This window comes from Paenibacillus sp. FSL H3-0310 (assembly GCF_038002785.1).
Classification (GTDB): Bacteria; Bacillota; Bacilli; order Paenibacillales; family Paenibacillaceae; genus Paenibacillus_AQ; species Paenibacillus_AQ odorifer.
Genome location: NZ_JBBODC010000002.1, coordinates 1,263,484 through 1,281,147 on the forward strand (window position 1 = coordinate 1,263,484; position 17,664 = coordinate 1,281,147).

Consider the following 17,664-nt stretch of genomic DNA (forward strand, 5'->3'; position numbering starts at 1 on the left):
TATACATGTCTAATGAAGAAGTGTTCTTGACCAAAGAAGGGTTGGCTCAATTAGAGGAAGAGCTGAAGGAATTGAAAGGCGCAGGGCGTAAGGAATTGGCCGCACGGCTTAAATTGGCGATCAGCTATGGAGACTTGAAGGAAAATAGTGAGTACCATTCGGCCAAGGACGATCAATCGTTCATGGAGACTCGTATTATGATTCTGGAGAAAATGTTGACCAAAGCCAAGATCGTGGATGAGAGCCAAATGGATCTGTCAAAGGTTAGTATGGGTTGTATTGTTATTCTGAATGACATCGAATATTCGGAGAAGATCGAATATAGAATTGTTGGAGCTGCTGAGGCAGATGTTCTTAATAACAAGATTTCCTATGAAAGCCCGCTAGGCAAGGAATTGCTGGGTAAAAAGGTCGGAGATATTGTTAGTGTAAATGCACCGATGGGCATCATTAAATATGAGTTGCTTGAGATCAAAATGATGTAACAATATACCGAAAAGCTCCCAACCCTTTGTAAGGGTTGGGAGCTTTTTTGCTGGTATGATAGGTTTTGGCTATGAGATATATTGATTTCATATCTTAGACGTTCTGCGCTGTTACGCTTATAGTTTGAAGTAACCTACAGCAGAGGAGTTCTATTCATGATCCAAAGTGTGTTATCGACGTTATACCAAGTCATCGTGCCTTTGTCCATTCCTGTGATCGTGGGTGCCCTACTTGGGCGGTTTAAGAATCTGGATACGAAGCCGTTATTGACGCTTTATCTATACTTTTTAACGCCGGCAATTATTTTAAATACATTGGCTACTGCAGAGATATCCATGGATGATATTTATAAGACGCTCGCCTTTTCGCTTCTAAATCTAATCTTCTTATGGGCGATTGCGAATATAGTCGGCAAATTATTGAAGCTAGATCCATCCGAAGTATCCGGTCTGACTTTGATTTCAACGTTTACGAATAGCGTGAATTATGGACTTCCGCTGGTGTTGCTAGCTTTCGGACAGCTTGGTCTCGATAAGGCCTCTGTATATGTGATCGGACAAATGATTATCGTGAATACGATAGGCGTTTATTTTGCAGCAAGATCTCAGTTCTCGGTAAAAAATGCAGTAAAATCGGTCTTTTCACTTCCTGCCATTTACGCAGCTCTGTTGGCCCTTCTTCTCCGTATCTTTGGCCTGCATTTGCCTGCAGAGGTGGCTACAGGGGTTGCCTTGGTAGCTGGAGGATATTCACCGGTGGTACTGGCGATCCTTGGCGCACAGATGGTTAAAGTGAGAAACATGCCATCCGCACGCAAGGGTCAGTCTACTTTTTGGACTGGGCTGTCGATTCGATTAATCTTAGCGCCGCTAGTGGCTTACCTCGGATTATCGATCCTGCAAATTACCGGAACCTTGTTCTCTGTGCTGCTGATTTTGGCTTCTATGCCAGTTGCCGTCAACGCCGTCGTGCTAGCCGAGCGTTTTAATGCCTCACCGGAGCTGGTATCCAAATGTATTTTGTGGACGACGCTTGCTTCGTTTCTCGTGTTGCCGGTGCTTATAGTGTTAGTGCAAGGTGCGTAATCCCTTAGAAATCAAAATGATCTGGGTCTGGACCTACCCGCTGATCTTGGTTGAGAGAGTTAATTAGAGTCATATCCTCGTCAGATAATTTGAAATCAAACACGTCTACATTTTCGATGATCCGGTGTTCTTTAGTAGACTTAGGAATGGTGATAATCCCCCGTTGCAGGTCCCAACGGACAATAACCTGAGCGACGGATTTGTCATGTTTGACGGCAATTTGTTTCAGTACAGGCTGATCGAACAATTGACCTTGCATTAACGGAGACCAAGCTTCTAATTGGATTCCTTGCTCTTTGCAGAAGTCGAGCAGCTCTTGCTGATTCAAATAAGGATGTAATTCAACTTGATTGACCATCGGCTTAATCTCAGCATCCTTCAGTACATCTTCAAGATGGTGAATCTGGAAGTTGCTGACCCCAATGGCTTTTACCCGGCCCTCTTTATACAACGTTTCAAGCGCTCTCCAAGACTCTTTATATTTTCCTTTTACAGGCCAGTGAATAAGGTACAGATCCAGGTATTCAAGTCCGAGTTTAGCTAAGCTAGTCTCGTAGGCGGCAATGGTTTCTTCGTAGCCCATATCTGCGGTCCAGACCTTTGAGGTTACGAAAAGCTCTTCTCTGGACAAGCTGTTCTCTTGCAGAGCCTCTTGGATGGCTTGTCCCACGCCTGTTTCATTCTCATAAATTGCGGCAGTGTCAATGCTGCGGTAACCGTGTCTAATAGCGGATTTGATCGCTTGTATCAGTTCTGCGCCTTCTTCCACTTTAAATACGCCAAGCCCTAGCCAAGGCATATTTACACCGTTGTGTAATGTAGTTGTATCCTGTAGATGTTGAGCCATAATAAAGTAACCTCCTAAGATATTTAAAAGTTTGTTTGGGTTGTTAATGGACTGCTCTTTAAGCAGCTTTAGTCTGGAGAGGAGCCTCATCTTTCTTCTCCAGAGCACGGCTCCATGCCGTTAGTAATACAGCGGACAGAACCATGATGGCACCTACCCAAGTGGTATGAATCAGTCCCATATGATCTGTGACGATGCCGCCAAGGTACGCACCAATGGCAATACCAGCGTTAAAAGCAGCAATATTTAATGCAGAAGCTACATCTCGTGCACTTGGCGCATATCGATCTGCAAGCGTAACGACATGTACTTGCAAGCCGGGCACGTTCATGAAAGCTAACAGTCCCATAAAGAAGATCGTAATCAGTGCGGCAACCTTGTAAGGTGCGGTAAAAGCTAAGACAAATAAGACGACAGCTTGGACTGCAAACATATAGAATAGAGCATTCATCGGTTTGCGGTTGGCGGCTTTACCTCCAATCACGTTCCCGATGGCAATCGCAATGCCGTATACAAGCAAGATTACGGCGACTGTATTCTCTTTGAAGCCGCTGATCTCATGCAGAAGGGGTGATAAATAAGTAAAGACTACAAATGTGCCCCCATAGCCCAAAGCCGTAATTGCGAAGGCAAGCAGTAAACGCCCATTGGTGACCAGCTTAACTTGCTCACGAAGGGGTGTATGGGTGCCTTTGCGCAGCCCGGATGAAGGAACAAGGATCAGATTGCCGATGAGTGCTATAAGCCCGATAGCAATAATAGCAACAAATGCAGCACGCCAGCCGAGTTGTTGGCCAAGGAACGTACCTAGTGGAACGCCCGTAACAGTAGCTACTGTAAGTCCAGTGAACATGATGGCAATGGCACTGGCCTTACGATCCTCAGGCACGAGATCGGCGGCAATAGTCGAAGCAATCGACATGAACAAGCCATGGGCCAGAGCGGAAATTACTCTCGCGATTAACAGCAATGTAATTCCGTCCGCAGCCGCCGCAAGACTATTGCCGATAATAAAGACGATCATAATGCTTAGCAGTAAGGTTTTGCGCGATATCGACGTGGTTAGCGACGTTAAGATGGGTGCGCCAAAAGTTACTCCTAAAGCGTATAAAGTAACGGTCAACCCGGCTGTGGTTACCGGTATATGCAGATCCGTGGCGATTAGAGGCAGCAGCCCCACACTGATAAACTCAGTGGTACCAATCGCAAAGGCACTAATGGCTAGAGCTAAGAGCGCCAAGGTGCTTCTTTTTTTATCTAAGGACATTTCTTTCACTCCTACGCTGTGTTAATCACCGGCCGGTAAGTGCTATTATGAAGAGATCTGTCCATTAAGTATAGTACGTACTTTAAAGTGCTATAGGTACTAAAAAGTACCTATAGCGCAACTCGCCAAACCGCAAAAAGCATGGGCACCCTGATCTCGTCAGGTTTGCCCATGCTTTTTGCTATGCTTGTTATATAGTCCCAATAGGGTTAACGAGACCGTTGTTTGAGGTGGCGCCGTTTAGTTGTGCCTTTGTTAGTGGCGTGCCCACCCGATCCTCCACCAACCGCCTGCTGCTGTCTTGTTCCTGGGCTTTCAATAGCGGAGTTTGTTCCACCGGTGCTGAACGTTCCGCCTCCGCTTGCTACCTGAGTTGCGGAGGCATTCTGGCTCCGTTTAGGCAGTTTAACCGTCTGGGTATTGATAACGACCACAACTTCTTTGCGATACGGATATAATAAGAGGGGCTTAGCTTTGCCGCGTTTGTAGCCCCCGCTGCCTAGGTTAGTCGCATCACCGCCTGCGCCGACACTTTGTTGTTGGCGTGTATAGGGAGAAGCAATGGCGGCATTATTGCCGCTTGCGCTGCTGCGCCCTGCACCGCTTGCAATTTGTGTAGTGTTGGGGGCGTTCGTATATTGATTATTGATGACAAAGACTAATCTGTCCACTCCGTGGAGTGGGGTCCTTGTAATTATGCGCCGTTTTCCTTTTTGAATAATGACAACGATCCGGTCTCTTTTATAGGCCACCCATATTCACTCTCCCATACTTTGACTTCATTAACATTAATGCAGATGGGGGGAATAAGTGATGAATACGGGCGATCTACCTCGAAAAACAATCATTTGCCTAAGTTAGCTGCCTACTAAACGGTTTATTTATTCAAAGCTATATTTGATCCCCCATTGCTCCCGGACATTGCTCATAATGTCCATGACATCCAAGGAGAGGTTGAGGGTCTCTTTATGGCTTTTATCTGCAATATACCGCTGCATATCTTCAATCTCGTATTGCAAAGCTTTGGCTGTATCTCCAGCTTCAATCGTCTCTACTGTGCCATCCAAATATTGAATGGTGGCTTTGCTGGCCCGCGGGAAATTGTCTACGGTAATAAATCCGAGCTCTCCTGCAACCACCCCCCGTTTAGGCATTTTGGAGCGCATTGTAAGGGAGATTACCGCCATTTCATCTGCCGCATTGTTAAGAATAATACCGGATTGCTCGTCCACTCCTGTCTCGAATTGTTTTACCGTAGTAAGAATCTCATGGGGCTGTTTGGACAGGAAGAATCTTGTGAAGGACAGCGCATATGTCCCAATATCCAGCAGTGCTCCGCCCGCCAGATCTTTGCTGAAGAAACGGTTGTTCACATCATATTCTTTATGGCTGCCAAAGGAGACCTGCACCATTTTGAGGCGCCCGATGATGCCGTCATCAATGAGCTGCCGCAGTTTCTTATACAGTGGCATATGGTAGATGGTCATAGCTTCGGCCACAACCAGATCCTTTTCAGCGGCAAGTCGGGTGACTTCTTGAAGTTGTTTGCTGTTCACCGTGATTGCTTTTTCGCAGAGAACATGTTTGTTATTCTGTAAGCTTTCAATGATGTATTCATAATGATTGCTATGTGGCGTAGAGATGTACACTACATCAATTGCAGGATCTTGCAGCATTTCACTGTAATTGCCATAAGCTTTCGTGGCTCCATATTGATTAGCGAATTGTTGTGCTTTCTCCAAGCTTCGCGACCCAACCGCATACAACGTTCCTCCCGTTTCATTCAGCGCAGCCGCAAATTCGGCAGCTATACTTCCTGGACCGACAATTGCCCACTTTAAAGGGTTCATTTCCAGCACCTCACTTGTTTGATTTTTTGTTTTTATTTAGAGATACCTTGATTCCATCTGAACCATTCATCTTCATAAAAGTTTTGATATTAAGCACATTTGTGCAATATAATAATAAATGTGCAAAACAATCGTCTACAGTATAGCGGGGGGGTCTAAATCCGTCAAACTGTTGAATACGCGGGGGCGTTGTAACATGGATCGAAAAGAAGATAAGAAGCTGCTTATTAAAATAGCACAAATGTATTATGAACAGAATTTAACGCAGAGTGAAATCTCCAGCCAACTTGGTATATATCGTACCACTATCAGCAGGATGCTAAAGAGGGTACGTGAAGAAGGGATCGTTACAATAACTATTAATTACGATACTGGCGATCATTTTACATTGGAGCAGGAGTTGAAGGAGCGGTTCGGGCTACGGGAAGCCATTGTTGTGGAGGTAGATCCTGCACAGTCCAGCACGATTAAACGCAAAGCTATAGGACAAGCCTGTGCGAGATGGCTCGAGCAAGTGCTTCTCCCGAAAGATACGATTGGGTTTTCTTGGGGAAGCAGCTTAGCTAGCGTTGTAGAAAGCCTAACACAAGCCCAGAGACCATTTGTAACCTGTGTACCTACGGTCGGCGGCCCATCAGGAAAGATGGAGAGCGGGTACCATGTAAATAACATCTGTTATCAAGCTGCTCTAAAATGGGGTGCGCGCTCGTTAATGATTGATGTTCCAGCGATCACGGAGCAAAAGGAAACTAGAGATCAACTGATGAATTCGCAGTATTATCAGACCATTGCCAAGGCGTGGGACCATCTGGATATCGCTATGTTCGGCATCGGATCGCCGGAAATGAAAGGGGAAGAGGCGTGGCGCGGTTTTTATGGTGATGCAGTGATTGCTGAGCTGGAGAATGGAAAGGTCGCTGGTGATATCTGTTCACGATTCTATGATGGCAACGGGATTCCCGTGCATACCGGAATATCGGATCGAACGCTGACTATTGAGCTGGAGCAGATCAAGCAAGCACGGTATTCGATTGGTGTAGCGGAGTCACTTGAGAAGGTAACGGGGATCCTTGGGGCACTAAATGGGGGCTATATGAATGTAATTGTAACGACCCAAGAAACAGCGCAGAAGATATTGGAGTAGCAACTACTAAATGTAAACAATTGAATTTCGTGAAAATAACCTGAAAATGGCATGCAAATTGCTTAAAATTTTGCTTGTAAGCACCAGACAGAGCGTGTAAGATATACAAGGTATTCATATCGAACATTTATAAAAATATAAGTTTCACATTATACATTATCCTTATATTTGCTTGTTAACTCATATAATCTTGGGAATATGGCCCATAAGTTTCTACCGGATAACCAATGTAATTATCCGACTATGAGTGAAATAGCGCATCTAGGGTTCCGCTTCCTGACTATGGAAGGACTGGACCGAGCGATGCGGACACTATGCAGTGTTACACCACTAAGGGACAAAAACCCAGAAGGACAAATTCACTTGAGAGAAACGACTCAAGGGATTTGTCCTTTTTTTGTTTTTAATTCAGAAGGAGAGATCAAGTTTACTATGAAGGTACTTCAAGAGCGCATCAGACAAGAGGGTCTTATTTTATCAGAAACGGTACTAAAGGTAGATTCATTTCTGAATCATCAGGTGGATACGGAGCTTGCCTTACAAATTGGACAGGAGTTCAAGCGGTTGTTTGGACATTTGCCTATCACTAAGATCATCACTATTGAAGCGAGTGGCATTCAATTCGCCATGGCTACGGCCATCGCCTTAGGCGTACCGTTTGTATATGCGAAGAAAAAGAAAGCAGTGACCTTATCTGAAGCGGTCTATTCCGCGCCGGTACATTCTTTTACACGCAAAGAGGATTATATGGTTAGTGTCTCGCAAAAATATATCGGACCAAGCGATAAGGTGCTTATTGTAGATGACTTTTTGGCTACTGGTGCTGCTCTTGTTGGACTGGTTGATATCGTGCAAGAGGCTGGCGCTGAACTCCTTGGCGTTGGTTGTGTGATTGAAAAATGCTTCCAAGAAGGCCGGAGTCTACTCGAGGATAGAGGGATAGAAGTCCATGCTTTAGCCCGGATTACATCTATGTCACCAGGTGAAATTCACTTCATTGATAATGAAAGTTCAAAAGAGCCAATCAAGGAGAGTGCGAGATGTTAAGCAAGAAAAAAGTATTTGCGTTAGGATTTCAGCATGTACTGGCGATGTATGCCGGAGCAGTTGTTGTTCCGCTGATCGTAGGGAACGCGCTGAACCTGAATGCCACCCAAATGGCCTATCTTATCGCAGCTGATTTGTTTACTTGCGGGTTAGCTACTTTGCTGCAGATTATGGGCACTAAGTATTTTGGCAGCAGGCTGCCGGTTATTCTTGGATGTACCTTTACGGCAGTAGGGCCGATTATCGCTATCGGCAGTGCCAACAATTTGGCGACGGTGTACGGAGCAATTATTTTATCTGGTTTATTCGTGGTACTGGCGGCCCCCCTTTATGGGAAGCTACTGAGGTTTTTCCCAACGATAGTAACGGGCTCAGTCGTGACCATTATTGGGTTATCTCTTATTCCTGTAGCTATGAATAGCGTAGCTGGCGGAGAAGGCAGCGCTGATTTTGGGAATCCCCGCAATTTGTTGCTTGCACTGATCACGCTGCTGGTCATTTTAGCGGTTAACCGTTTTACTACAGGATTTCTTCGCTCGGTCTCTGTCTTGATAGGTCTTTTAGTGGGTACAATTATTGCTTATGGAATGGGCATTGTTAGTTTCTCTACAGTAGGTGAAGCCTCTTGGGTAAGTGTTGCACAGCCTTTCTACTTCGGATGGCCTCAGTTCAATCTTACGGCTATTTTCACTATGATCATTGTTAATATTGTTAGTATGGTGGAGTCCACAGGTGTTTACTTTGCGATTGGTAAAGTGACGGATCAGAAAGTGGAACAAAAGCAGATCGTAAACGGGCTGCGTTCGGAAGGTTTGGCGATTATGCTGGGCGGGATCTTTAATGCATTTCCGTACACAGCATTTTCGCAAAATGTAGGTCTGGTCTCGCTGACTCGGGTCAAAACTCGGAATGTTATTTTTGCAGCCGGCGGGATTATGGTTGTGCTTGGACTACTGCCTAAATTGGCGGCTCTGACAACAGTTATTCCCAATGCCGTACTGGGCGGAGCGATGATCGTGATGTTCGGATCGGTTGCTGTTTCCGGGATGTCGATTCTGTCAGAGGTAGATCTGCGCAAGGATGGTAATCTGCTGATTGCCGCTTGTAGTATCGCTGTTGGATTGGGTTCGGCAACTGTACCTGCAATGTTCGATCAATTGCCTGAATTCGCTCGGATGCTGCTGCAAAACGGTATCGTATCCGGTTCCCTTACAGCGATTGTGCTGAATATCTTCCTCTCGAAGACAAAGGATAATGTTCTGGCAGAAGATCCTGCTGCCCCTGTTCTAACGAAAGAAACTCAAGTTTCTTAATACGTCTAATTCATGTTAAAAGACCAAGCTCTGGTGTGCTGAAACCTAAGCTTGGTCTTTTTCTCATGCTCAGAGCTTGTGCATATGCACAAAAAAATAGGTTGTCCCGTCAATATTATTGGGTTTGTAAGCGCAGTATACTCAGTTTAGAAAGCGTTATCAAATTACACACTGTATAGTGTCAAATTCTTATACTAGGGGGCAACTAGAGATGGAAGGCACAGTAATTAACTGGATGGGCGCGATTGCGGGATTGATTCTGGCCGTCGTATTGATTTTCAAAAAGGTTAACCCGGTCTACGCACTCTTTTTAGGCGCGATTGCCGGAGGGATATTAGGCGGGGCATCCATTGCAGAGACAGTACAATATATCATCGACGGAACGAATAGTGTTATGGGGGCAGTTGTACGTGTACTCGCGGCTGGTGTGCTGGCCGGGGTATTGATTGAATCAGGGGCAGCCGAACGAATGGCCGAGACCATAGTAGATAAGCTTGGCGAAAAGAAAGCGTTATTATCTATAGCGCTGGCAACTATGATTATTACAGCGGTAGGCGTATTCATCACAGTCGCTATCATTATTGTCGCTCCAATCGCTTTGTCCGTAGGTAAGAAGATCGGCATTTCCAAAACCGCTTTGCTGCTCGCACTGGTCGGTGGCGGTAAAGCCGGTAACATTATTTCACCGAACCCGAACACCATTGCCGTAGCGAAAGGCTTTGATGTAGATTTGGCTCAGGTCATGATTCATGGATTCATCCCAGCCATTGCGGGTCTGATTGTCACTGTTATTATTGCTAATCTGCTGGTCAACAAAGGTGTGAAAATTGCAGAGGGCGACGTTGTAACTAAAGAGGAAGACAGTACTAAGGTTAAACCTAGCTTTGGCCGTGCCATCGTCGCTCCAGTTGTCGCTATTTTACTTCTAGCCATTAACCCAATCGGAAATATTCTAAATATTGAATTGCTGAAATCATTTAAAGTCGATTCTATGATCATCTTGCCTCTTGCCGGCATTATTGGATTGATTGCTATGAAACAAACGAAGAACATCATTTCTTTTACAACCTCAGGGTTAAATAAAATGACAGGTACAGCCATTATCCTGATTGGTGCTGGTGCTATCGCTGGTATTATCTCGAAATCGGATTTGAGTGCTACTGTTGTAGATGCAATAACGGCTATGGGGATTTCCGGAACGTTCCTTGCGCCAATTGCAGGGATCCTGATGGCGGCTGCTACAGCATCAACCTCTACGGCTTCTATCGTGGCTGCCGGATCATTTGGTCCCGCTATTCTTTCGATGGGCACAGCGCCGCTAAATGCAGCAATTATGGTGCACACCGGGGCTACAGTTATTGACCATCTGCCACACGGTAACTTCTTCCACGTGACCGCTGATTCCGTTAAGATGAACATTAAGGACCGGATGTCACTGATTCCTTATGAAAGTCTCGTGGGTCTGACGATGGCTATCGTCGCCACTATATTATACGGCTTCATCCTATAATTTATATTTGCAACTAGAAGGGACGGATATTCTATGAATAAAGACTTTGTCATCGTATTGGCACCGGATTCTTTCAAGGAAAGCATGACAGCCAAAGAAGCTTGTGAAGCCATGGAAAAAGGCATTCACAAAGTAAATTCTAATATTACTTGTATTCATGTACCCATGGCAGATGGCGGCGAAGGAACGATGCAGTCCTTGGTCGATGCAACGGAAGGTACAGTATATATAACAAAAGTTAAAGGGCCACTGGGCAATGAAGTTAGCGCATCCTACGGAATCACAGGAGACGGGCTGACAGGGGTGCTGGAAATGGCTAGTGCGAGTGGTATTCAGCTGGTATCCCCTGAGACACGTAACCCGTTGATTACAACCACCTACGGGACAGGACAATTAATCAAAGCATGTCTGGATCGTGGGGTCAGCAAGCTGCTGATCGGTATCGGTGGCAGTGCCACCAATGACGGAGGCGCCGGGATGGTGCAGGCATTAGGCGGCAGGCTGCTGGATGCCGAAGGCAATGAGCTGTTGTTTGGTGGTGGTGAGCTCGGCAGATTAGCCCGTATTGATCTGAGTGGATTTGACCCTCGCCTTAAGGAAGTACAGGTTGAAGTGGCTTGCGACGTTACGAATCCATTATGTGGTCCGACCGGGGCCTCCAATGTATTTGGTCCGCAAAAAGGGGCTACTTCGGATATGATCAAACAGCTGGACAGCAATCTGCATCATTATGCGAGTGTCATCAAAGAGCAATTGGGTTTCGATATTATAGATATGCCTGGTGCTGGTGCAGCGGGTGGCCTTGGGGCAGGACTGGTGGTGTTCTTAAACGGAATATTAAAAAAAGGCATTGAGCTTGTGATCGACTATACTGGACTTGAAGAAAAAGTGCAGCAGGCGGACATGGTGTGGACCGGGGAAGGAAGCATCGATTTCCAGACCCAATATGGCAAGACTCCGCTTGGCGTTGCTGAGGTAGCTAAGAAATATAATAAACCTGTGCTGGCTTTTGCGGGACGGATCGGCGATCAGACGGAAGTGCTGTATGATAAAGGGATTGATGCTATTTTTGGGATCATGCCAGGTGCAGCTTCATTGGAGGATGCCTTGAATAAAGGGCAAGAGAATCTGGAAAGAACGGCTGAGAATGTGGCTAGGTTAGTCATGTTGAACCAAGGAAGCTGATTGAATTATACAAAGTGATAGAGGGGCTGACTGAACGGAGTCAGCCCCTTTTTCTTTTTTAAGGTAGAAGCTTTCTGAGTAGAATATAAAGGGACAGGAGGTACAGACATGAAGATATCGAAATCACTTGCAGGACAAATAGCACAAGAAATGATGAGCGTAGTTCCTTATAACATTAATGTTATGGATGAGAGCGGCTTTATTGTGGGGAGCGGAGATCTGAAACGGGTCGGAACCTTACATGAGGGAGCGAGAATAGCCATTCAAAGTGGGCATGTCTTTGAAGTGTACGAGGATGGCAGCGGCATGAAGCCGGGGGTGAATGAACCCATTATTATAGATCATAAAGTTTTGGGTGTGGTAGGTATTACGGGACATCCAGATGAGGTTAGGCCGTTTAGTAAGCTGGTCAGAGTCACTACTATATTACTTATTGAGCAGGAAGCAAGGAACAAGCTGGAACAGGATGAGCGAGTAAAACGTGTGAAATTTTATCATGAATTGTCTTATCGTAAAGAAGCATATGATCTTGAGTTTCTGGAACGGGCGGGCAGCTATGGGCTTGATCTTAAGAAAAAATGCTGGGCGATCCTAGTGGAAGGCGATGTGAACGGAAAAGAATTCAAAAATGTATTTAGGTCCTATCCACATTACTGGAATTTGGAGAATGATAAGGCGGTTTTTTTTATAACGGATGTTTTTCTTTATAAAGAGCTCATAGGAAAACTAAATTCATGTGCGAATGTGGGGCGAATAGGTTCTGGCGAAGCAGAGGAGTTAGCTGCTTATTCACTTGAACAGGCCCAGGCGGCGATTAGTGTTGGTAGTAGAGTCGACCCGCTCAAGATACTGTACACTTATGAAGAACTAAGATTCTTAATTCATCTCTCCTATGACGGGGCAGAACGGCCCGGGACGATTTATGCTCTACTGGATCAGTCGGGCGATAAGACAGGCCTGATTGAAACACTGCAAGTATTTATTGCTGAGAATGGGGACCATAATCGTACTGTACAGAAGCTGAATATTCACCGAAATACACTGAACTACCGGCTTAATCGCATTCATACATTAACGGGCAAAAATCCACGCAACTACATGGAGTTGTTTGAATTGTTGTGCGGATTGATGTGGCGTAAATAGTCTAAATCCCCCTATTCCAATTGCCATCCTGATTTTATAGGCATAAACTTAGATAAGCTTGTATAGATAAATTAGGACAGGGATGGATAGGAATGAATGAGAAAGTAGTAATGAATGATAAAGTAGTCATGCCATTATGGACCGTGTGCCTTTTTATCGTAGTGATGAACACAACGATGTTTAATGTATCACTTCCAACCATTATTCAGGATCTCCAAATTTCTGCTGATCTAGGTTCATGGGTAATTTCGAGCTATTCGATTGGATATGCTTTATCGACGGTTATTTATAGCCGCTTATCAGACGTTGTGCCGATTCGGAGACTTTTGACCGTTGGCTTAATTACTCTTGGGTTGGCCTCAGTGTTTGGATTATTTGCGCATGACTTTAATACATTATTGATAACGAGAATAGTACAATCTGCTGGCGCGGGTGCGATGGCTGGATTGGGTCTCGTACTGGCTAGCCGTTATGTGCCTATTGAAAGACGTGGTGCGGCTATCGCCATGATCTCCGCAGGGAGTGCAATGGCCTTTGGTTTGGGCCCGATTTTTGGTGGTGTCATCAGTCAGTATTTTGGCTGGAACGGGTTATTCGGAATTACTTGCCTTGTGCTTGTTGTATTGCCAGTACTACTGCGTTTATTACCTAAGGAACAGCCGCAGCCTGCAAGCTTTGACGTTATTGGGGCGGCGCTGACCGTAGTAAATGCGGCAAGTCTGCTGGTAGCCGTAACTACCCAATCTCTGGTATGGTTGGCAGTGGGCGTAGTGTCTATTATCGTGCACGCTTGGTATTTGAAGAAGGCGAAGGAATCCTTTATTAACCCGCAGCTGCTAAAAATGCCGGGATACTTGAAGCTAGTTACCATAGGCTTTTGTATTCTGGTGCTGAACTTGGGGAATTTGTTCCTGATGCCGCTTGTGCTCGCTAATCTGTTTGGTAAATCCGCGTTGATGATTGGTTTGTTTATCGCACCAGGTGCGTTATTATCTGCATTTCTTACCCGTTTTGTTGGACGTTTTATTGACCGGTATGGCAACTTGCGCTTCTTAATCATAGGGCATTGTATTCTTGCCGCTGTTATGGCTGCATTTGCGCTGAACCTTTCTGTATCTCCTGTAGTTCTTCTGCTTGGTTATCTTTGCTTCTCTCCGGCCTTCTCGGCGACAATGGCATCCTTAAATAATGAAGCTTCTCGGGTTCTTCCGCGAACTTGGATTGGTTCAGGTATGGGGCTTTTACAACTGATTCAGTTCTTTGGAGGTTCTGTATCTGTTGCGGTCTGTGGGCTGTTGCTGCATGCTCAGCGTGATCTTGCGCCGGCAAAAGCCTATGAGCATGTATACGGACTGTTGCTCCTTGTCAGCTTGTGTTCGTTAGGAGTTCTCCTTTTATATAGACGTTCTTATTCCAAAAGTAATGCTGGGCAATCTATACAAGCTTAGAACTGAAACGAAAAGGTGATAAAAACGTATCAGATGCTATAGCAGATATAAGGAAGGAATGGTAATAATGGATAACGGGATGAGTGTAGTTTTAATCGAAAAAATGCCAGAAGGTGATCTACGAGTGATTGAAGAGCGTACGTGGAGCATGAATATGATAACTGCACTTGAACATGTCAATTATATAGTGGTGGGCAGTAAGGAATATGAGGCGGTTGAAGGACGACTGAATGTGGATGAGGGCAAGCTGGAGCTTTTGCTTGTTCCGATGCACACTGAGGGATAGAAGATCATCAGGGAAGGAGAACCTTACGATGGCTAAAGAAGAAAGGGATAAGGAATTGCCTGCATCAAAATTATTTACCGCAGATGGCAAACCCATCCGTGTATTATCAACATCGCTAGGCATAGCCTTATTAGCGAATGCTATGTTTATTCCTGGCGGAGCGGGGGCTAGCGCGAATACTTCTGCGGGCGAACCACAGCTAGTCTCTTGGTCTAATGAAGAGGTTAAAGCTTATTTTGATAAAAATGTGGATTGGAATATTCCCTACCCCGAAGAAGGTACGAAAGAGGTAGAGGAGCAAGGCCAAGGCGTAGTAACTTCAAACGGAACAACGGTAGTGAATAACTATGGCGGTTATCATTCAGGTTTTGGCTGGACGGATTTGCTTCTGTATCACATGTTGTTTAACAGCGGTGCCAATTACTCCTCCAGAGGATGGGCTAAGGACCGTCCTACCTATTATGGGGGCACGAGAACCACTTATAAACCACCTACTTATAGCAGCGAAAAGTTCCAGAATAAAAAGGTGCCCGGTTCTGTAGTGAAACCTAAAACCTCAACCTCATCCACGGGTTCCATCACGAGAAGAGGTTCCTCTTCAAAGAACGGAATCGGTGGCACTTCCAGTGGCTTAAACTCTTCGAAGAACTCTAAATCAAGCTCAGGCTCGAAATCTTCATCGAGATCTGGTTCTAGTAAGAGTGGTTTCGGCGGATGAGTGATCAGCAGAGCGTGTTTGAGATTCTGGATTTGTCTGATCTGGAGCGGGGCCCACGGGTACAAGCGCTGCATGAGCTTGGGTTCACTTGGGCAGATCTAGAGGAAGAAGAGTACTGGATGGATGCAATAGCTGTGATGCGCAGCGACATTTATAAAGAGCTTGAGGAAGCCTCCGCAAAGCTGTGGGCTATCCTCGATAAAGCGGTTCGGTATATACATCTAAAACGCGATTTGTATGAGCTGCTGGGCATTCCTCCTGTTCTTTGGGAGATGCTTGATGGGTTTCCTATTCCGGAAGAAGGTCTAATCAGTCGGTATGCAAGGTTCGATTTTGCGATAGCTAATGATGGAACCATCAAGCTTCTGGAACTGAATGCCGATACACCTACAGGTTATGTGGAGGCTTCCATAGCAACACCTTGGATCTGTGAACAGGCGGGTGTGACTAGTCCAAATCATGCGATGAAGGAACAACTTGCCGCAGCCTGGCAGATAGAACGTCCAGATACCGCAGCTTGTGTTGCTTATGGGTCTCATCTTGAAGATTCGGGTACGATTGAAGCCTTGGCCAGACATAGCGGGCTTACTATTCAGTGTGTGGACTGTCTCGACCTGTGGGTCGATGAGGGCATTTTGAAGGACGGGGAGGACCGGGTGATAAAGCGGATGTTCGCCCTATATCCTAAAGAGTGGATGGCCGTCGATGAAGGTGGAGATGCACTTGCCTATGCTGTTGAGCAGGGAAATCTTCAGCTTTTTAATGGACCGCACAGTATCCTGTTGCAGTCTAAGGGATTGATTGCAGCTGTGTGGGGAATGTATGAGCTTGGCTTATTATTTGACAATGAAGAGCGTGAGGCGATCTCACGTTATATTTTGCCGACTTATAATAAGCCTGTGTTCTCTGGCAGCTTTGTGTCCAAATCTGTATTTGGCCGCGAAGGCGGTTCTGTACGTCTCTTTGACGATAGTGGAACTCTAGAAATTGAGGACGAAGAGGGTTATGATAGCAGTCAGCTTTTTCCCTCTGTATATCAAAAAAGAGCTGAACTAGCCCGAATACACACCGCCGAAGGTGAATTCCACCTACTGACAGGCATGTTCGTCATTAATGGGAAGCCGTGTGGGCTGCTCGGCCGGGCTGGCGGACTGATTACGGGCAATGCCAGTCATTTTATCGCGTTGGGAGTGAGATAGTTGGATAAAAGTAAGGCTATAAACAAGTCGTCTACTAGATTAGTAAAGGCCCGGATCGGGGCTTTATGTATGATGCTTCTAACGGTATTGCTGCTTAGTGCATGTTCCAGTAATCAGGGGAGTGTGTTTGATTCAGGCACTGCTGAAACTTCTGACAGTGTTGCACGGGTACCTTGGGATTACCGGGTTGTGGAGAGTACTGTAGGTGATCTAATTGGTAGCGATATGACGGTGTTGCCGGATAATGAGCTGCTGCCGAATGATGAGAATTATGCTACGGGCGATAAAATATGGACACTGCAGTTCATGGACGCTGAGCTGATCACAGATGCCGACCAACGCAATGAAGTCCGCCTCTCTTCCTGGACGACCATTAAATCGTATCCCGATGAAAAAACAGCAGTCGAGGATCTTACCAACCTTAAGGTATCGGTAACTACAGATGTTGATCTTGTAGGAGTATACAAGACAAAATATAATGAGAAGACAAGAAACTTTGCCGTCCTCGAGCTGCCTTCCGGCAACCGGATCAAGCAGCCGATAGACGATGAGCGTTATGCAGCATTAGAGAAAGAAAAGACCGCTTCCGTAGTCCTTGAGGAAGTACATGATTTCGCCGATTATGACTCGGCATATGCGAAATTTCGGGGGTGGGCAAAGTGACGATTGTTGTTAATTTAATAGTCAGTATATTTGTGATTATTCTTCTGCAATTGTTGGGTATGGTTATCTTTGGCTTGATGACCCCGTTCAAGGATATGGAAGAGCTGAAAAAAGGGAATGTGGCTGTAGCTCTAGCGCTTGGCGGCAAATTTCTCGCTACAGCAATTATCATTGGAGTAGCGGCGTATACGAATACCTCTATTCTGCATATGATCATTTGGTTTGCTGTCGGTTATGTATGCCTCATCGCTGCTTACTGGATTTTTGAATTGGCGACCCCAAGCTTTAAAATTTCAGAACATCTGGAAAAAGGCAATGTGGCAGTAGGCACTATGCTCTGCTTGGTGTTTATCGGCACAGCATTTGCAGTCAGCAGTTTGATTGTTTAGTTCACAAATCGCAGATGGACATTAATAAGGCTGCCCTCAGTAATAACCTCGAGAGGCAGCTTTATTAATGTGAGGAAGGGATGG

At 45.6% G+C, this 17,664-nt stretch carries 18 protein-coding genes and 1 riboswitch; of the genes, 14 read left to right on the plus strand and 4 right to left on the minus strand.

Going from position 1 to position 17,664, the window contains the following annotated elements; genetic code table 11:
• Positions 1–5 precede the first annotated feature (5 nt).
• A complete protein-coding gene (gene greA, locus MHH63_RS25070) occupies positions 6–485 on the plus strand; it encodes a transcription elongation factor GreA (protein WP_036682220.1) in 480 nt (159 codons plus the stop codon).
• A gap of 156 nt (positions 486–641) precedes the next feature.
• The gene (locus MHH63_RS25075; protein ID WP_076181882.1) at positions 642–1,571 is read left to right on the plus strand and encodes an AEC family transporter; all 930 of its coding nucleotides are present in this window, start codon (positions 642–644) and stop codon (positions 1,569–1,571) included.
• 4 nt (positions 1,572–1,575) lie between these two features.
• Here MHH63_RS25075 and MHH63_RS25080 read toward each other — a convergent pair whose 3' ends face one another.
• The 4 genes from MHH63_RS25080 to MHH63_RS25095 form a co-directional block, all read right to left on the minus strand.
• A complete protein-coding gene (locus MHH63_RS25080) occupies positions 1,576–2,418 on the minus strand; it encodes an aldo/keto reductase (RefSeq protein ID WP_076222381.1) in 843 nt (280 codons plus the stop codon).
• A 58-nt stretch (positions 2,419–2,476) separates the two neighbouring features.
• On the minus strand, positions 2,477–3,685 hold the full coding sequence (locus tag MHH63_RS25085; protein WP_076105088.1) for an MFS transporter: 1,209 nt from the start codon (positions 3,683–3,685) through the stop codon (positions 2,477–2,479).
• Positions 3,686–3,894: 209 nt separating this feature from the next.
• A complete protein-coding gene (locus MHH63_RS25090) occupies positions 3,895–4,437 on the minus strand; it encodes a hypothetical protein (RefSeq protein ID WP_081383190.1) in 543 nt (180 codons plus the stop codon).
• A 129-nt stretch (positions 4,438–4,566) separates the two neighbouring features.
• Positions 4,567–5,535 carry a Gfo/Idh/MocA family protein gene (locus MHH63_RS25095; RefSeq protein WP_339170452.1) on the minus strand — a complete coding sequence of 323 codons (969 nt, stop codon included), beginning with the start codon at positions 5,533–5,535 and terminating at the stop codon, positions 4,567–4,569.
• 196 nt (positions 5,536–5,731) lie between these two features.
• On the opposite strand from MHH63_RS25095, the gene MHH63_RS25100 reads away from it, so the two are divergent.
• The 12 genes from MHH63_RS25100 to MHH63_RS25155 all read left to right on the plus strand — a co-directional run bounded on the left by MHH63_RS25100 (position 5,732) and on the right by MHH63_RS25155 (position 17,580).
• Positions 5,732–6,679 (plus strand): sugar-binding transcriptional regulator, encoded by a 948-nt coding sequence (locus tag MHH63_RS25100; RefSeq protein ID WP_076301498.1) that lies wholly within the window; start codon positions 5,732–5,734, stop codon positions 6,677–6,679.
• 160 nt (positions 6,680–6,839) lie between these two features.
• Positions 6,840–6,943, plus strand: a riboswitch (purine riboswitch).
• A 168-nt stretch (positions 6,944–7,111) separates the two neighbouring features.
• Positions 7,112–7,726 (plus strand): xanthine phosphoribosyltransferase, encoded by a 615-nt coding sequence (locus MHH63_RS25105; protein ID WP_076301573.1) that lies wholly within the window; start codon positions 7,112–7,114, stop codon positions 7,724–7,726.
• The gene (locus MHH63_RS25110) at positions 7,720–9,039 is read left to right on the plus strand and encodes a nucleobase:cation symporter-2 family protein (RefSeq protein WP_036682206.1); all 1,320 of its coding nucleotides are present in this window, start codon (positions 7,720–7,722) and stop codon (positions 9,037–9,039) included. Before MHH63_RS25105 ends, MHH63_RS25110 begins: the two co-directional genes overlap by 7 nt.
• 211 nt (positions 9,040–9,250) lie before the next feature.
• Positions 9,251–10,549 (plus strand): GntP family permease, encoded by a 1,299-nt coding sequence (locus MHH63_RS25115; protein ID WP_076124103.1) that lies wholly within the window; start codon positions 9,251–9,253, stop codon positions 10,547–10,549.
• 33 nt (positions 10,550–10,582) lie between these two features.
• The gene (locus MHH63_RS25120) at positions 10,583–11,734 is read left to right on the plus strand and encodes a glycerate kinase family protein (protein WP_076222377.1); all 1,152 of its coding nucleotides are present in this window, start codon (positions 10,583–10,585) and stop codon (positions 11,732–11,734) included.
• 108 nt (positions 11,735–11,842) lie between these two features.
• Positions 11,843–12,877, plus strand: coding sequence for a CdaR family transcriptional regulator (locus MHH63_RS25125; protein ID WP_076181893.1), 1,035 nt, complete (start codon positions 11,843–11,845; stop codon positions 12,875–12,877).
• 92 nt (positions 12,878–12,969) lie between these two features.
• On the plus strand, positions 12,970–14,325 hold the full coding sequence (locus MHH63_RS25130) for an MFS transporter (protein ID WP_248548928.1): 1,356 nt from the start codon (positions 12,970–12,972) through the stop codon (positions 14,323–14,325).
• 79 nt (positions 14,326–14,404) lie between these two features.
• Positions 14,405–14,611: a hypothetical protein gene (locus tag MHH63_RS25135; RefSeq protein WP_232061479.1), complete on the plus strand. Its 207-nt coding sequence runs from the start codon at positions 14,405–14,407 to the stop codon at positions 14,609–14,611.
• A gap of 28 nt (positions 14,612–14,639) precedes the next feature.
• On the plus strand, positions 14,640–15,329 hold the full coding sequence (locus tag MHH63_RS25140; RefSeq protein WP_076124098.1) for a hypothetical protein: 690 nt from the start codon (positions 14,640–14,642) through the stop codon (positions 15,327–15,329).
• Positions 15,326–16,528 (plus strand): glutathionylspermidine synthase family protein, encoded by a 1,203-nt coding sequence (locus MHH63_RS25145; protein WP_076181895.1) that lies wholly within the window; start codon positions 15,326–15,328, stop codon positions 16,526–16,528. Before MHH63_RS25140 ends, MHH63_RS25145 begins: the two co-directional genes overlap by 4 nt.
• Positions 16,529–16,597: 69 nt before the next feature.
• Positions 16,598–17,191: a hypothetical protein gene (locus MHH63_RS25150; RefSeq protein WP_232061559.1), complete on the plus strand. Its 594-nt coding sequence runs from the start codon at positions 16,598–16,600 to the stop codon at positions 17,189–17,191.
• Positions 17,188–17,580 carry a DUF350 domain-containing protein gene (locus MHH63_RS25155; RefSeq protein WP_038573772.1) on the plus strand — a complete coding sequence of 131 codons (393 nt, stop codon included), beginning with the start codon at positions 17,188–17,190 and terminating at the stop codon, positions 17,578–17,580. The genes MHH63_RS25150 and MHH63_RS25155 overlap by 4 nt, the downstream gene beginning before the upstream one ends.
• Positions 17,581–17,664: the final 84 nt, after the last annotated feature.

What these genes read in the sequence shown, in the direction of transcription:
- greA (WP_036682220.1), top strand. Translation starts at nt 6, where the DNA reads ATGTCTAATGAAGAAGTGTTCTTGACCAAAGAAGGGTTGGCTCAATTA.
- MHH63_RS25075 (WP_076181882.1), top strand. Translation starts at nt 642, where the DNA reads ATGATCCAAAGTGTGTTATCGACGTTATACCAAGTCATCGTGCCTTTG.
- MHH63_RS25080 (WP_076222381.1), bottom strand. Translation starts at nt 2,418, where the DNA reads ATGGCTCAACATCTACAGGATACAACTACATTACACAACGGTGTAAAT.
- MHH63_RS25085 (WP_076105088.1), bottom strand. Translation starts at nt 3,685, where the DNA reads ATGTCCTTAGATAAAAAAAGAAGCACCTTGGCGCTCTTAGCTCTAGCC.
- MHH63_RS25095 (WP_339170452.1), bottom strand. Translation starts at nt 5,535, where the DNA reads ATGAACCCTTTAAAGTGGGCAATTGTCGGTCCAGGAAGTATAGCTGCC.
- MHH63_RS25100 (WP_076301498.1), top strand. Translation starts at nt 5,732, where the DNA reads ATGGATCGAAAAGAAGATAAGAAGCTGCTTATTAAAATAGCACAAATG.
- MHH63_RS25105 (WP_076301573.1), top strand. Translation starts at nt 7,112, where the DNA reads ATGAAGGTACTTCAAGAGCGCATCAGACAAGAGGGTCTTATTTTATCA.
- MHH63_RS25110 (WP_036682206.1), top strand. Translation starts at nt 7,720, where the DNA reads ATGTTAAGCAAGAAAAAAGTATTTGCGTTAGGATTTCAGCATGTACTG.
- MHH63_RS25115 (WP_076124103.1), top strand. Translation starts at nt 9,251, where the DNA reads ATGGAAGGCACAGTAATTAACTGGATGGGCGCGATTGCGGGATTGATT.
- MHH63_RS25120 (WP_076222377.1), top strand. Translation starts at nt 10,583, where the DNA reads ATGAATAAAGACTTTGTCATCGTATTGGCACCGGATTCTTTCAAGGAA.
- MHH63_RS25125 (WP_076181893.1), top strand. Translation starts at nt 11,843, where the DNA reads ATGAAGATATCGAAATCACTTGCAGGACAAATAGCACAAGAAATGATG.
- MHH63_RS25130 (WP_248548928.1), top strand. Translation starts at nt 12,970, where the DNA reads ATGAATGAGAAAGTAGTAATGAATGATAAAGTAGTCATGCCATTATGG.
- MHH63_RS25135 (WP_232061479.1), top strand. Translation starts at nt 14,405, where the DNA reads ATGAGTGTAGTTTTAATCGAAAAAATGCCAGAAGGTGATCTACGAGTG.
- MHH63_RS25140 (WP_076124098.1), top strand. Translation starts at nt 14,640, where the DNA reads ATGGCTAAAGAAGAAAGGGATAAGGAATTGCCTGCATCAAAATTATTT.
- MHH63_RS25145 (WP_076181895.1), top strand. Translation starts at nt 15,326, where the DNA reads ATGAGTGATCAGCAGAGCGTGTTTGAGATTCTGGATTTGTCTGATCTG.
- MHH63_RS25150 (WP_232061559.1), top strand. Translation starts at nt 16,598, where the DNA reads ATGATGCTTCTAACGGTATTGCTGCTTAGTGCATGTTCCAGTAATCAG.